This window comes from Mycobacterium farcinogenes (assembly GCF_019739075.1).
Classification (GTDB): domain Bacteria; phylum Actinomycetota; class Actinomycetes; order Mycobacteriales; family Mycobacteriaceae; genus Mycobacterium; species Mycobacterium senegalense.
Map to the genome: position 1 here is coordinate 2,871,714 of NZ_CP081673.1, position 14,782 is coordinate 2,886,495.

The following is a 14,782-nucleotide window of genomic DNA, read 5'->3' on the forward strand; positions in this document are numbered from 1 at the left end:
GGCCAACGGGGAAAACGGAGCCCCGTTCGGAGGGCAGAAGGCGAAGCGACTCGGGATCCGAACCGGGTGGCGGGAGGTGTCCAGATGTTTCTGGGTACCTACACGCCCAAGCTCGACGACAAGGGGCGGCTCACGCTGCCCGCCAAGTTCCGCGACGCACTGGCAGGAGGGTTGATGGTCACCAAGGGCCAAGATCACAGCCTTGCCGTGTACCCGCGTGACGAGTTCGAGAAGGTGGCCCGGCGCGCTGCTGACGCGTCGCGCAGGAACCCCGACGCGCGGGCGTTTCTGCGCAACTTGGCCGCCGCCACCGATGAGCAGCACCCCGACGCGCAGGGCCGGATCACCCTGTCGGCGGATCACCGTCGCTACGCGAGCCTGTCCAAGGAATGCGTGGTGATCGGGTCGGTCGACTATCTGGAGATCTGGGACGCAGAAGCTTGGCAGTCCTATCAGCAGACCCACGAAGAAAACTTCTCCGCGGCCACCGATGAAGCTCTGCGCGACATCCTGTGATGCCGCTCATCAACCGGCGGCTGGCCCGGACCTAGCCCGTGCAACGAGGCCTCTGCCCGAATTGGCCCTGGCGTACTTCCCCAACGCCAGGTCCGTGAATTCGGACAGAGACCCCGGTGCAGGGGCGATTCCGAGCGGAGGTGTTTCAGCGGTGCCAGATCCTTCAGAGGCCAAGGGCCACGGCCACATCCCGGTGCTGCTCGACCGCTGTGTCGAGTTACTGGCCCCCGCGCTGACTCGCCGAAGTGACGACGGAACCGGCGCGGTCCTGGTGGACGCCACCCTCGGCGCGGGCGGCCACTCCGAGCGCTTCCTCACTGACTTTCCCGGCCTGCAGGTGATCGGCCTGGACCGCGACCCCAATGCGCTCGGCATCGCCGGTGCACGCCTGGCGCCGTTCGGCGACCGGATGCGGCTGGTGCGGACCCGCTACGACGGAATCACCGGGGCGATCACCGAATGCGGCTTCCGCCAGATCAACGGGGTGTTGTTCGACCTCGGCGTGTCGTCGATGCAACTCGATCAGACCGAACGCGGCTTCTCCTACTCCGCGGACGCACCGCTGGACATGCGCATGGATCCCGATGCTCCGCTGACCGCCGCGGACATCCTCAACACCTACGACGCCAAGTCGATCGCCCGGATCTTGCGGGATTTCGGTGAGGAGCGTTTCGCCGGCCGAATCGCCGACAAGGTGGTCAAACGGCGTGCACAGCAACCGTTTTCCACCACCGGCGAGCTGGTCGAGTTGCTGTACGAGGCGATCCCGGCGCCGGCGCGCCGCACCGGAGGCCATCCGGGCAAGCGCACCTTCCAGGCGCTTCGGGTCGCGGTCAACGGCGAACTGGAGTCGCTGCGTGCCGCGCTGCCCGCCGCCCTGGCCGCGTTGGTCGACGGTGGACGGATCGTGGTGATGTCCTATCAGTCGCTCGAAGACCGGATCGTCAAGCAGGCGTTCAGCGCAGCCACCGCATCGCGCACGCCGCCGGGCCTACCTATCGAGTTGCCCGGCCACGAACCTGAATTCGTCGCGTTGACCCGCGGCGCCGAGAAGGCCCGCCAGTCCGAGATCGATCGCAATCCGCGTAGCGCCCCGGTGCGGCTGCGGGCACTGGAAAAGGTTGGGGAAGGGGGGAACTCATGAAGGTGAAGCGACCCGAGCAGCTGCGTGAGTCAGATCGCAGGCGTCCGGTGCGTCAACCCGCACGAGGCGGCGGGCGACGCAACGAACAGGCTCCGCCGCGCAAGCGCCGGCCGGGTTCCGAGCAGCGCCCCGCGCGCAGCGCACCCGGCACCGGGCCGATCCAGCGTCCGGGCACCCGACCGGCCCGGCCCAAGAGCACCAGCCAGGCCAAAGCCCGGGCTAAGGCACGTAAGGCCAAGGCTCCCAAGGTCGTCCGTCCGCCACTGCGGGTCCGTCTCCGCGAACGCCTGCTGGTGCGGCTGTCCTCGATCGAGCTCAATCCGCGCGCCCTGATCTCGCGGGTACCGTTCGTCGTCCTGGTGATCGCCGCGCTGGGCCTCGGACTGGCCGTGACACTGTGGTTGTCGACCGGTTCGGCCGAGCGGTCCTATCAGCTGGGCCACGCGCGCGAGATCAACCAGGGCCTGCTGCAACAGAAAGAGGCGCTGGAGCGCGATGTGCTCGAGGCGCAGGCCGCCCCGGCGTTGGCCGAGTCCGCCCGCAACCTGGGCATGATCCCGTCACGCGACACCGCACACCTGGTGCAGGACGCCGCAGGCAACTGGACCGTCGTCGGCACCCCCAAGCCCGCCGAAGGGGTACCGCCGCCGCCGCTGAACACGCCGCTGCCCGAAGAGGCTCCGCCGCCTCCGCCCGCACCTCCGGCCCCGCGGGTGCTCGATCCGCGTGAGTTGACGGTGCGTACGCCGCGTGCGGGTTCGCCCGCGCTACCGGGCCTTCCGATTCCGCAAGCTGACGCACCCCACGGCCTGCCGGGAGCGCTGCCGGCGGCGCCCGGCCCGGTGCCCGCCGCACCGCCGGCCGCCCCTGATGTGCTTGCCGCACCTGCACCGGGCGCGGCTGCAGGACCTGCCGCCGTCGACCCCGCACAGGTTGCACCGCAGCAGGCAACGCCGCCGATCCACCTGCCGGGTGTGCCCACCGCGCCGGGTCCGGTGGCCGAGCAGCCCGTGCCCCAACCCGCCGTGCCGGAACCGGTCGCTGCGGCCCCCGTGGCCGCCGGCCCGGCCACACCGCTGGAACAGTTCAGCCCGCCCACGGCGGTGCACGCCCCGGCCGTGGTCATCAGCGCCCCGGTGCCCGCCGCATGAGCCGCCGCCCGGGCCGCCAGAGCCAGACGCCGAAGCCGCAACGGGCGAAGAAGGCCGCACCGGGGCCGGGCCACGAGGCCCGGGTCCGCCGGACTCGGGTCGCCGCTGCCGAAACTGGGTTGCGCAGCTCGTCTTTCGTGTTCCGGCATCGCACCGGCAACCTGGTGATGCTGGCGGTGCTGGTGATCGCCGCCGCGCAGTTGTTCACCCTGCAGGTGCCCAGGGCGGCAGGCCTGCGCGCCGAGGCCGCCAGCCAGCTCAAGGTCACCGACGTGAACCCGGCCATGCGGGGCGCCATCGTCGACCGCAACGACGACAAGCTGGCGTTCACCATCGAGGCCAAGGCGCTGACGTTCCAGCCGGTCCGAATCCGCAAGCAACTCGCCGAAGCCAAGGCCAAATCCGACGAGGCGCCCGACCCGGACCGCCGGCTCACCGAGATCGCCAAGGAGGTCTCCAGCCGGCTCGACAACCGGCCCGATTTCAAGACCGTGCTCAAGAAGCTCAGGAGCAACGAGACTTTCGTCTATCTGGCCCGCGCGGTCGATCCCGCCATCGCCGGCGCGATCATGGACAAGTTCCCCGAGGTCGGCGCCGAGCGGCAGGATCTTCGGCAGTACCCGGGCGGTTCGCTGGCCGCCAACATCGTCGGCGGAATCGACTGGGACGGCCACGGCCTGCTCGGGCTTGAGGACTCGCTCGACGCGGTGTTGGCCGGCTCCGACGGCTCGGTGACCTACGACCGCGGCTCCGACGGCGTCGTGATCCCCGGCAGCTATCGAAATCGGCACGACGCGGTCAACGGGTCCACGGTGCAGCTGACCCTTGACGACGACATCCAGTACTACGTCCAGCAGCAGGTGCAGCAGGCCAAGGACGCGTCGGGCGCCAAGAACGTCTCGGCGGTGGTGCTCGATGCGAAATCCGGTGAGGTGCTGGCGATGTCGAACGACAACACGTTCGATCCGAGTCAGGATCTGGGTCGGCAGGAGAGCCGGCAGATGGGCAACCTCCCCGTGTCCTCGCCGTTCGAGCCCGGATCGGTGAACAAGATCATCACGGCTGCCTCGGCGATCGAGTACGGGCTGGCCAGTCCTGACGAGGTCCTGCAGGTGCCCGGCTCCATCGACATGGGCGGCGTCACGGTCCGCGACGCGTGGAACCACGGCGTGATGCCCTACACGATGACCGGGGTGTTCGGGAAGTCGTCGAACGTCGGCACACTGATGCTGGCCCAGCGAATCGGCCCGGACCGGTTCTATGACATGGTCCGCCGGTTCGGCCTCGGTCAGCGCACCGGCGTCGGCCTGCCCGGTGAGAGCTCCGGTCTGGTGCCGCCCATCGATCAGTGGTCGGGCAGTTCGTTCGCCAACCTGCCGATCGGGCAAGGTCTTTCGATGACGTTGCTCCAGATGGCCGGTATGTATCAGACCATCGCCAACGACGGCGTGCGGATCCCGCCGCGCATCATCAAGTCCACGATCGCCCCGGATGGCACCCGTACCGACGAGCCGCGCCCGGAAGGTGTGCGCGTCGTGACCCCGGAGACCGCCCGTACGGTGCGAAACATGTTCCGCGCCATCGTGCAGCGCGACCCGACGGGCGTGCAGCAGGGCACCGGGCCGCAGGCCGGCGTGGAGGGCTACCAGATCGCCGGCAAAACGGGTACTGCCCAGCAGATCAATCCCGCCTGCGGTTGCTACTACGACGACGTCTACTGGATCACCTTCGCCGGCATGGCGCCTGCGGATGATCCTCGCTACGTGGTCGGCATCATGATGGACGCGCCGCACCGCGCGGCCGACGGCTCTCCGGGATCGTCGGCGGCGCCGCTGTTCCACAACATCGCCTCGTGGCTGCTGCAGCGTCACAACGTCCCGCTGTCGGCCGATCCGGGGGCACGGTTGACCCTGCAGGCGACCTGACCCCGATCGCCGTGGGTGGTGCGGTCGGCGGACCGCAGATGGGTACTGTGGCATGGCCATGAAGCTGCGTCCGAGCCGTCCTGCCGGCCAATACCTCGTGCCGCTCGCCGATCAGGTCCAAGCGGTGTCCGCTACCGGAAATCCGCTGCCGGAACTACGGGTTACCGGGGTGACCCTGCGCGGTCAGGATGCCCGGCCGGGGGACCTGTTCGCCGCCCTGCCGGGGGCGGCGGTGCACGGCGCGCGCTATGCGCCAGATGCGGTCGCGGCCGGGGCGGTGGCGGTTCTCACCGATCCCGCCGGCTCTGCCGAACTGGGTGGTCTGGATGTGCCGGTGCTGGTTCACCCCGACCCGCGGTCGGTGCTCGGTGAACTGGCGGCCGAAGTGTATGGACGCCCGTCGGAACGGCTGACGGTCATCGGGGTGACCGGAACCTCGGGTAAGACCACCACGACGTATCTGGTCGAAGCCGGTCTGCGGGCCGCGGGCCGGGTGGCCGGACTGATCGGCACGGTTGGGGTGCGCATCGCGGGTCGTGATCTGCCGAGCGCGCTGACCACTCCCGAGGCGCCGGATCTGCAGGCGCTGTTGGCCGTGATGGTCGAAAGCGGTGTCGACACCGTGGTGATGGAGGTGTCCAGCCATGCGCTGAGCCTCGGCCGCGTCGACGGGATCAGCTTCGCCCTCGGCGGGTTCACGAACCTGTCGCGCGATCACCTGGATTTCCACCCGACGATGGCGGACTACTTCGAGGCAAAGGCCCGGCTGTTCGATGCCGTGTCACCCAACCATGCCGCCGCGGCGGTGGTGTGTGTCGACGACGATGCGGGCGTGGCGATGGCCCGCCGCGCCGAGAAGGTGACAACGGTGAGCGCTACCGGTGTCGCGGCGGACTGGCGGGCGGTCAGTATCACCGCGGTCGGCGCCGGAGCCCAGGAGTTCACCCTCATCGATCCCGCGGGGGAGTCGCATCAGCTGCGGATCGGACTGACGGGCGGATACAACATCGCCAACGCGGCTTTGGCGATCGCACTGCTGGACGGGGCGGGGGTGTCGCCGGAACAGGCGGCCGCGGGACTGCGTACGGCGACCGTGCCGGGCCGGCTGCAGCCGATCGACCGCGGGCAGCCGTTCCTGGCGCTGGTCGACTACGCACACAAGCCGGGTGCACTGCAGGCGGTGCTGGAGACCCTGCGCGCGTCGGGCCCTGGCCGCATCGCAGTGGTTTTCGGGGCCGGCGGCAACAGGGATACCGGCAAGCGCGCACCGATGGGCCGGGTCGCGGCCGAGCTGGCCGATCTCGTGGTCGTCACCGACGACAATCCCCGGGACGAGGACCCGGCGCTGATCCGGGCGGCGATCGTGGCCGGTGCGAGCGACGCATCCGCGGGTACAGAGGTCGTGGAGGTCGGTGACCGGCGCGCGGCGATCGAGCATGCGGTGGCCTGGGCCGGGCCCGGTGACATCGTGCTGATCGCCGGAAAAGGCCACGAGAGCGGGCAGACCGCCGCCGGCCACACCCGGCCGTTCGATGACCGTGACGAGCTGGCGGCGGCGTTGGAGGCACTCAAGTCAGGGGAGTCGGGCACGTGATCGAGATGACCATCGCCAGGATCGCCGAGATCGTCGGCGGCGAGTTGGCCGACATCGGTGCCGACGAGGCCGCATCGACCGTGGTCACCGGCTCCGTCGAGTTCGATTCCCGTGCGATCGGCCCCGGCGGATTGTTCCTGGCGTTGCCCGGGGCCCGTTCCGACGGCCATGACTTCGCAGCGGCCGCGGTGGAGTCCGGGGCCGTCGCCGTGCTGGCCGCCCGTCCGGTCGGGGTGCCCGCGATCGTCGTGCAACCGGACCGCGGGGCGGCCGACGCCGCTTCCGGCGCTTTGGAATTCGACACCGACGGCTCCGGTGCGGCGGTGCTGGCCGCGCTGGCCAAGCTGGCGGCCGCGGTGGCCGCTGAACTCGTGGCGGGCGGGTTGACGATCATCGGGGTGACGGGGTCCTCGGGCAAGACCTCGACCAAGGATCTGCTGGCGGCGGTGCTCGACCCGCTCGGGCAGGTCATCGCGCCGCCGGGTTCGTTCAACAACGAGCTGGGCCACCCGTGGACGGTGCTGCGGGCCACGCCGGATACCGATTACCTGATCTTGGAGATGTCCGCCCGGCATCCGGGCAACATCGCCGCGCTGGCCGCGATCGCTCCGCCCCAGATCGCGGTGGTGCTCAACGTGGGTACCGCCCACCTCGGCGAGTTCGGCTCCCGCGAGGCGATTGCGAACACCAAAGCCGAGTTGCCGCAGGCTGTTCCGGCCTCAGGGGTGGTGATCCTCAACGTCGACGACACCGCCGTGGCGGCCATGGCGGGCAAGACCGCGGCGCGCGTGGTGCGGGTCTCGCGCGAACCTGGTTCCGAGGTTGACGTATGGGCCGGCCCGGTCACGCTCGACGAGCTCGCGCGCCCGCGGTTCACCCTGCATGCGGGCGGCGAACAGGTCGACGTGGCGTTGGCGGTGCACGGTGATCACCAGGTCGGCAATGCGTTGTGTGCGGCCGCGGTGGCCCTGAAGTGCGGCGCCGGATTGGACCAGGTGGCGACGGCGTTGGCCGGCGCGGGCCCGGTATCGAGGCGCCGGATGCAGGTCACCACCCGCCCCGACGGTGTGACGGTGATCAACGACGCCTACAACGCCAATCCGGATTCGATGCGTGCCGGCCTGAAGGCGCTGGCCTGGATGGCCCGGCAGAATGCCCGTGACCAGGCGGGTGAACCCGCCATTGACCTGGGCGGGAAGCGCCGCAGCTGGGCGGTGTTGGGGGAGATGGCCGAACTCGGTGACGACGCGATAACCGAGCACGACGCCATCGGAAGGTTCGCGGTGCGCTTAGATGTGTCTCGGTTAATCGTCGTCGGAACCGGGAGGACTATGAACGCCATGCACCACGGCGCGGTGATGGAGGGTTCGTGGGGGTCTGAGTCCACGATGGTCGATGACGCCGATGCTGCCCTGGCCCTGTTGCAGGCTGAGCTGCAGCCAGGGGATGTGGTGCTGGTGAAGGCATCCAACTCGGTCGGGTTGGGCGCGCTTGCCGATGCCCTGCTTGCCGCGGCCGGCCCGGCCGCAGACGGGGATGCCGTTCGATGAAACTCATCCTGATCGCCGTCGGTATCGCTCTGACGGTGTCGATCCTGCTGACGCCGGCCTTGATTCGGCTGTTCACCAAGCGCGGGCTGGGCCATGAGATCCGTGAGGACGGCCCGGCCAGTCACGCCAAGAAGCGCGGGACACCGTCGATGGGCGGCGTGGCGATCGTGGCCGGCATCTGGGCGGGTTACCTGGGCACTCACCTGGTCGGGCTGGCACTCGGCGGTGACGGTCCGTCGGCCTCCGGGTTGTTGGTGCTCGGGCTGGCCACGATGCTCGGCCTGGTCGGCTTCGTCGACGACCTGATCAAGCTGCGCCGCTCACGCAACCTGGGTCTGAACAAGACCGCCAAGACTGTCGGCCAGCTGACCGCGGCGGTGTTGTTCGGTGTGCTGGCCCTGCAGTTCCGCAACGGCGACGGGTTGACCCCGGGCAGCCCCGAGCTGTCCTATGTCCGCGAGATCGCCACGGTGACGCTGGCGGGCTGGGTGTTCGTGTTGTTCTGCGTCGTGATCGTCAGTGCCTGGTCCAACGCGGTGAACTTCACCGACGGCCTGGACGGGTTGGCGGCCGGCGCGATGGCGATGGTGACCGCGGCCTACGTCCTGATCACGTTCTGGCAGTACCGCAACGCCTGTGCGACGGCGCCCGGGCTGGGCTGCTACAACGTGCGCGACCCGCTGGATCTGGCCATCATCGCCGCTGCGACGGCGGGTGCGTGCATCGGCTTCCTGTGGTGGAATGCCGCGCCGGCCAAGATCTTCATGGGAGACACGGGCTCGCTGGCCCTGGGCGGCATCATCGCCGGGTTGTCGGTGACCAGCCGCACCGAGATCCTCGCGGTGGTGCTGGGTGCGCTGTTCGTGGCCGAGGTGACCTCGGTGGTGGTGCAGATCCTGGCGTTCCGTACGACGGGCCGCCGCGTGTTCCGGATGGCACCGTTCCATCACCATTTCGAACTGGTGGGCTGGGCCGAGACCACGGTCATCATCAGGTTCTGGCTGCTGACGGCGATCGCCTGTGGTCTGGGCGTGGCCCTGTTCTACAGCGAGTGGCTCACCGCAGTCGGGGCCTGACGTGAGCGGCCCGGTGGGAGACGACCAGGGGCTGCTCTCGCTGCTCGCCCCGGGCGCCCCGGTGTTGGTGACCGGGGCGGGGGTCACCGGACGTGCCGTGCTGGCGGCGCTGGCACCGCTCGGCGTCGCCGCGACGCTGTGCGACGACAATGCCGAGGCGTTGGGGGCGTACGCCGCGCAGGGCACCACGGTCGTAGATCCGGCATCGGCCATCGCCCGCATCGCCGACTACGCGTTGGTGGTGACCAGCCCGGGTTTCCCGCCCACGGCGCCCGTGCTGGCCGCTGCGGCCGAGGCCGGTGTCACGATCTGGGGCGATGTGGAACTGGCCTGGCGGCTGGATGCTGCGGGCCGTTACGGTCCGCCGCGGCGGTGGTTGGTGGTCACCGGCACCAACGGCAAGACCACCACCACCTCGATGCTGCACGAGATGTTGTCAGCCGATGGCCGGCGAAGCCTGTTGTGCGGCAACATCGGTGACCCGGTGCTGGCGGTGCTGGAGCAGCCCGCTGAGTTGCTGGCGGTCGAGTTGTCGAGCTTCCAGCTGCACTGGGCGCCCTCGTTGCGCCCGGATGCCGGTGTGGTGCTCAACGTCGCCGAGGATCATCTGGACTGGCACGGTTCGATGGCTGCCTACGCCGCGGACAAGGGCCGGGCGCTGGCCGGTCGGGTGGCCGTGGTGGGTCTCGACGATCCGGTGGCGGCGGGTCTGCTGCCCACCGCGAAGGCCGGGGTGCGGGTGGGATTCCGCCTCGGTGAGCCGGCCGAGGGCGAACTCGGGGTGCGCGCCGGCAAGCTCGTCGACCGGGCCTTCGGTGCCGCGGTCGAGTTGGCTGATGTGGCGACGATCAGCGTGGCCGGTCCGGTCGGTGTGCTCGACGCGCTGGCGGCCGCGTCGCTCGCCCGCGCGGTCGGGGTGACCCCGGCATCGATCGCGGCCGCGTTGGCGTCGTTCCAGGTCGGCAGGCACCGCGCGGAGTTGGTCGGCGAGGCCGACGGGGTGCGCTACGTCGACGATTCCAAGGCCACCAACCCGCACGCGGCGCAAGCTTCGATCACCGCGTTCGACCGGGTGATCTGGATCGCAGGAGGCTTGCTGAAGGGCGCTTCGGTCGACGAGTTGGTGCGCGAGGTGGCGAATCGGCTGGTAGGGGTGGTGCTGATCGGGCGGGATCGGCAGATGGTTGCCGATGCGTTATCGCGACACGCCCCGGATGTCCCCGTCGTCGAGGTTGTGACGGGGGAGGATTCTGGGGTGCTTGAGACAAATGAGTCTATTGGTGACCATGTGACTCGTGTGATCGAAGTTGGGGACCGCCCGGTTTCCGACGCGGTCATGGCGGCGGTCGTCGATGCCGCCCGCGGGCTGGCCGGCGCGGGTGACACCGTGTTGCTGGCTCCGGCAGGCGCGTCCTTCGATCAGTTCAGCGGCTACGGCCAGCGCGGCGATGCGTTCGCCGGTGCCGTCCGCGCCGCGATCGGGTAGGCGCGATGGCCGGCATCCTGGCCCGGTTGCGCAGCCGTGGCGGCGAGGCAACCGGCGATACCGCCGCTGCCGAGGACGGATCGGCCGAGGCGGTCCCCACCTCAGCGTCCGCCACGCCGCGCACCCGGTTCGGTGTGTGGCTGGGCCGCCCGATGACGTCGTTCCACCTCATCATCGCGGTCACCGCGTTGCTCACGACGCTGGGGCTCATCATGGTGCTGTCGGCGTCGGGGGTGTACTCCTATGACTTCGACGGGTCGCCGTGGGCGGTGTTCGGCCGCCAGGTGATGTGGACCGTGGTCGGGCTGATCGCGTTCTACCTGGCGCTGCGGATCTCGGTGCGGACCCTGCGCCGCATCGCGTTCCCCGGGTTCGCCTTCACGATCGTCTTGTTGGTGCTGGTGCTCATCCCGGGAATCGGCAAGGTGGCCAACGGTTCCCGCGGTTGGTTCGTCGTCGCCGGGTTTTCGATGCAACCCTCGGAGCTCGCCAAGATCGCGTTCGCCATCTGGGGCGCACATCTGCTGGCCGCCCGGCGCATGGAGCGGGCCTCGCTGCGCGAGATGTTGATCCCGCTGGTGCCCGCCGCGGTGATCGCGCTGGCATTGATCGTCGCCCAGCCCGACCTGGGTCAGACCGTTTCGCTGAGCATCATCCTGCTGGGCCTGCTCTGGTATGCGGGCCTGCCGCTGCGGGTGTTCCTGTCCTCGCTGGTGGCCGCGGTGTTGGCGGCGGCGGTGCTCGCGGTGTCGGCGGGCTACCGGTCGGATCGGGTGCAGTCCTGGCTCGACCCGGCTGCCGACGGTCAGGGCATCGGCTATCAGTCCCGGCAGGCGCGGTTCGCCCTGGCCAACGGCGGCATCTTCGGCGACGGGCTCGGCCAGGGCACCGCCAAGTGGAACTATCTGCCCAACGCGCACAACGACTTCATCTTCGCCATCATCGGCGAGGAGCTGGGATTCGTCGGCGCGGTCGGTTTGCTGGCGCTGTTCGGGTTGTTCGCGTACACCGGAATGCGGATCGCCCGCCGCTCGGCCGATCCGTTCCTGCGACTGCTCACCGCCACCACCACGCTGTGGATCGTCGGCCAGATGTTCATCAACGTCGGCTATGTGGTGGGTCTGCTGCCGGTCACCGGCCTGCAGCTGCCGTTGATCTCGGCCGGTGGATCTTCGCAGGCCACAACGCTTCTGATGATGGGCCTGATCACCAACGCGGCCCGGCACGAACCCGAGGCCGTGGCGGCGTTGCGCGCCGGCCGCGACGACCGGATGAACCGGCTGCTGCGGCTGCCGTTGCCCGAGCCCTACGTCCCGACCCGCCTGGAGGTCGCCCGCAACCGGCTGCACGACCGCCGGAAGTCCTCGCCGCGCAGCGCGGGCAAGCCCAACGGCAAGGCGGGTGTGAAGCCGGCCGCCAAGAAAGTGGACAAGCAGGTCAGGGCCAAACAAACTCGGGCCAGGCAATCGGGCGGGCGCCGGTCGCCGCACACCGCGGACCGTCCGGTGCGCCGGTCGGGCCGCGCTACCGGCCAGCAGCCGGCCGGGGCCCGTGGTTCCTTGGTCAGATATCCTGCAGGCCAGCGGAAACAGGGGCAACGGGCCCGAACTTTGGAAGGTCAGCGTTACGGGTGAGCGAAGGTAAGACGGACCGCGGAGTACCTGGTCCTCGGGGGCGGGAGCACAGCGACCGGGGGATATCCGTCGTTCTTGCCGGTGGCGGCACCGCAGGTCACGTCGAGCCGGCCATGGCGGTGGCCGACGCGCTCCGCGAACTCGACCCGCAGGTGCGGATCACCGCTCTGGGAACTGCCCGCGGGCTGGAAACCCGACTTGTGCCGCAGCGCGGCTATGACCTTGAGCTGATCACCCCGGTGCCGCTGCCGCGCAAGCCGTCGGGCGACCTGGTGCGGTTGCCGCTGCGGGTGCGCACCGCGATTCGTCAGACCCGGTCGGTCCTGGCCGGTGTCGAGGCCGACGTGGTGATCGGTTTCGGCGGCTACGTGGCACTGCCCGCCTATCTGGCCGCCCGCGGCGGCTTCGGTTTGCGCGGTCGCCGTCGCGCGGTCCCGGTGGTGGTGCACGAGGCGAACGCCAGCGCGGGCCTGGCCAATCGGGTCGGCGCGGTATCGGCGCGCCGGGTGCTTTCGGCGGTGCCCGAGCCGGGGCTGCGCAAGGTCGAGGTGGTCGGGGTGCCTGTGCGTGCGGCGATCACCTCACTGGACCGAGCCGCCTTGCGGGCCGAGGCCAGGGCATTCTTCGGGTTCGCCCCGGACGCCAAGGTGCTGTTGGTGTTCGGCGGGTCGCAGGGTGCGCAGTCGATCAACCGTGCGGTGGCATCGGCGGCTGAAGCCCTTGGCGCCGCGGGCATTTCGGTACTGCACGCGCACGGGCCGAAGAACACGCTCGACCTGCCGCCGGCCGCGGCGGGGGCGCCGCCGTATGTCGCGGTGCCCTACCTGGACCGGATGGACCTGGCCTACGCGGCGGCAGACCTGGCGATCTGCCGTTCCGGGGCGATGACGGTGGCCGAAGTGACGGCCGTCGGACTGCCGGCGGTCTATGTCCCGCTGCCGATCGGAAACGGTGAGCAGCGGCTCAACGCGCTGCCGGTGGTGTCGGCCGGCGGCGGCATCGTCGTCGACGATGCCGAGCTCACCGGGAAGTTCGTGGCCGATACCGTCGCGAGCCTGATGACCGACGATGCGCGCCTGGCGGCGATGACGTCGGCCGCTTCGCTGTCCGGTCACCCCGATGCCGCGAGGCGGGTGGCACAGGTCGCCCTCGATATCGCCCGCGATCAACGAAAGAGGCTGCAGTGAACGGTAATTCACTTCCGGCCGAATTGCAGCGGGTGCACATGGTCGGGATCGGGGGAGCCGGGATGTCGGGTGTGGCCCGCATCCTGCTGGACCGCGGTGGCCTGGTGTCCGGGTCGGACGCCAAGGAATCGCGGGGCGTGGTCGCCCTGCGCGCGCGTGGTGCCGAGATCAGAATCGGCCACGACGCGTCGTCGCTGGATCTGCTGCCGGGCGGCCCGACCGCGGTGGTCACCACCCACGCCGCGATCCCCAAGACCAATCCCGAACTGGTCGAGGCCCGGCGCCGCGGCATTCCGGTGATCCTGCGTCCGGTGGTGCTGGCCAAGCTCATGGCCGGTTACACCACGTTGATGGTGACGGGTACCCACGGCAAGACCACCACCACCTCGATGCTCATCGTGGCGTTGCAGCACAGTGGATTCGATCCGTCTTTCGCCGTGGGCGGTGAGTTGGGCGAGGCCGGGACCAATGCTCATCACGGCAGCGGCACCTGCTTTGTCGCCGAGGCCGACGAAAGTGACGGCTCGCTGCTGGAGTACACCCCGAACGTCGCGGTGGTCACCAACATCGAGGCCGACCATCTGGATTTCTTCGGCAGCGAAGAGGCCTATACCGCGGTGTTCTCGGCGTTCGTCGACCGCATCGCCCCGGGCGGCGCCCTGGTCGTGTGCACCGATGATCCCGGCGCCGCTGCGCTGGCCGAACACACTGAGGCACTGGGGATCCGGGTGTTGCGGTACGGCAGCACGCCCGGCGCTGAGCTCGCCGGCACCTTGCTGAGCTGGGAGCAGCAGGGGACCGGTGCGGTGGCCCATATCCAGCTTGCCGGAGAGCCGCACCCGCGCGCGATCCGGCTCGCGGTACCCGGCCGGCACATGGCGCTCAACGCGCTGGCCGCGCTGCTGGCCGCTGTCGAGGTGGGCGCACCTGCCGAGGCCGTTCTCGACGGGCTGGCCGGATTCGAAGGGGTGCGGCGGCGTTTCGAGCTGGTGGGTTCGCTCGGCGGCGTCCGGGTCTTCGACGACTATGCGCACCACCCCACCGAGGTACGGGCCACTCTCGAGGCGGCCCGCACCGTTGTCGACCAGACCGCTGGCCGCGTGATTGTCGCGTTTCAGCCGCATTTGTATTCGCGTACAGCGACTTTCGCGACGGAGTTCGGTGCGGCGCTGAGTGCGGCCGACGAAGTCTTCGTGCTCGACGTCTATGGTGCGCGTGAGCAACCGCTGCCCGGTATCAGTGGCGCCACGGTCACCGAGCACGTGAGTGCGCCGGTCACCTACGTTCCGGACTTCTCGGCGGTCGCCGCCGTGGTGGCGGCCGCGGCGCGTCCCGGCGACGTGGTGCTCACCATGGGCGCCGGCGACGTGACCATGCTGGGCAAGGAAATCATCACCGAGCTCGGTATCAAGGAGAATCGCACCGCTCCGGGCCGTCCTCCCACGGAGATGCCGTGACCGAGACGGGTTCTGACGGTCCCGAGGACGTGGCCGAAGTTCCCGGCGAGGCTTCCACATCC

At 69.7% G+C, this 14,782-nt stretch carries 11 protein-coding genes; all 11 read left to right on the forward strand.

The window, feature by feature from the left end; all coding sequences use genetic code 11:
- Positions 1 to 84: 84 nt before the first annotated feature.
- Genes mraZ through murC form a run of 11 tightly spaced genes read left to right on the forward strand, consistent with a single transcriptional unit; the run spans position 85 to position 14,720 of the window.
- Positions 85 to 516: a division/cell wall cluster transcriptional repressor MraZ gene (gene mraZ, locus K6L26_RS13590; protein WP_029108782.1), complete on the forward strand. Its 432-nt coding sequence runs from the start codon at positions 85 to 87 to the stop codon at positions 514 to 516.
- Positions 491 to 1,660: a 16S rRNA (cytosine(1402)-N(4))-methyltransferase RsmH gene (rsmH, locus tag K6L26_RS13595; protein ID WP_234788550.1), complete on the forward strand. Its 1,170-nt coding sequence runs from the start codon at positions 491 to 493 to the stop codon at positions 1,658 to 1,660. The genes mraZ and rsmH overlap by 26 nt, the downstream gene beginning before the upstream one ends.
- Complete coding sequence (locus K6L26_RS13600) at positions 1,657 to 2,811, forward strand: cell division protein FtsL (RefSeq protein WP_076211669.1); 1,155 nt, start codon at positions 1,657 to 1,659, stop codon at positions 2,809 to 2,811. Before rsmH ends, K6L26_RS13600 begins: the two co-directional genes overlap by 4 nt.
- Positions 2,808 to 4,736: a peptidoglycan D,D-transpeptidase FtsI family protein gene (locus tag K6L26_RS13605; RefSeq protein WP_076211667.1), complete on the forward strand. Its 1,929-nt coding sequence runs from the start codon at positions 2,808 to 2,810 to the stop codon at positions 4,734 to 4,736. Before K6L26_RS13600 ends, K6L26_RS13605 begins: the two co-directional genes overlap by 4 nt.
- Before the next feature lie 52 nt (positions 4,737 to 4,788).
- The gene (locus K6L26_RS13610) at positions 4,789 to 6,330 is read left to right on the forward strand and encodes a UDP-N-acetylmuramoyl-L-alanyl-D-glutamate--2,6-diaminopimelate ligase (RefSeq protein WP_019345238.1); all 1,542 of its coding nucleotides are present in this window, start codon (positions 4,789 to 4,791) and stop codon (positions 6,328 to 6,330) included.
- Complete coding sequence (locus K6L26_RS13615) at positions 6,327 to 7,880, forward strand: UDP-N-acetylmuramoyl-tripeptide--D-alanyl-D-alanine ligase (protein WP_085140158.1); 1,554 nt, start codon at positions 6,327 to 6,329, stop codon at positions 7,878 to 7,880. The genes K6L26_RS13610 and K6L26_RS13615 overlap by 4 nt, the downstream gene beginning before the upstream one ends.
- Positions 7,877 to 8,956 carry a phospho-N-acetylmuramoyl-pentapeptide-transferase gene (mraY, locus tag K6L26_RS13620; protein ID WP_019347645.1) on the forward strand — a complete coding sequence of 360 codons (1,080 nt, stop codon included), beginning with the start codon at positions 7,877 to 7,879 and terminating at the stop codon, positions 8,954 to 8,956. Before K6L26_RS13615 ends, mraY begins: the two co-directional genes overlap by 4 nt.
- A gap of 13 nt (positions 8,957 to 8,969) precedes the next feature.
- Positions 8,970 to 10,442 carry a UDP-N-acetylmuramoyl-L-alanine--D-glutamate ligase gene (gene murD, locus K6L26_RS13625; RefSeq protein WP_221853389.1) on the forward strand — a complete coding sequence of 491 codons (1,473 nt, stop codon included), beginning with the start codon at positions 8,970 to 8,972 and terminating at the stop codon, positions 10,440 to 10,442.
- 5 nt (positions 10,443 to 10,447) lie between these two features.
- Positions 10,448 to 12,076, forward strand: coding sequence for a putative lipid II flippase FtsW (gene ftsW, locus K6L26_RS13630; protein ID WP_221853254.1), 1,629 nt, complete (start codon positions 10,448 to 10,450; stop codon positions 12,074 to 12,076).
- On the forward strand, positions 12,073 to 13,263 hold the full coding sequence (gene murG / locus K6L26_RS13635) for an undecaprenyldiphospho-muramoylpentapeptide beta-N-acetylglucosaminyltransferase (protein WP_221853255.1): 1,191 nt from the start codon (positions 12,073 to 12,075) through the stop codon (positions 13,261 to 13,263). The genes ftsW and murG overlap by 4 nt, the downstream gene beginning before the upstream one ends.
- Positions 13,260 to 14,720, forward strand: a complete 1,461-nt coding sequence (gene murC, locus K6L26_RS13640; protein WP_221853256.1) for a UDP-N-acetylmuramate--L-alanine ligase — start codon at positions 13,260 to 13,262, stop codon at positions 14,718 to 14,720. The genes murG and murC overlap by 4 nt, the downstream gene beginning before the upstream one ends.
- The last annotated feature ends 62 nt before the right edge of the window (positions 14,721 to 14,782 follow it).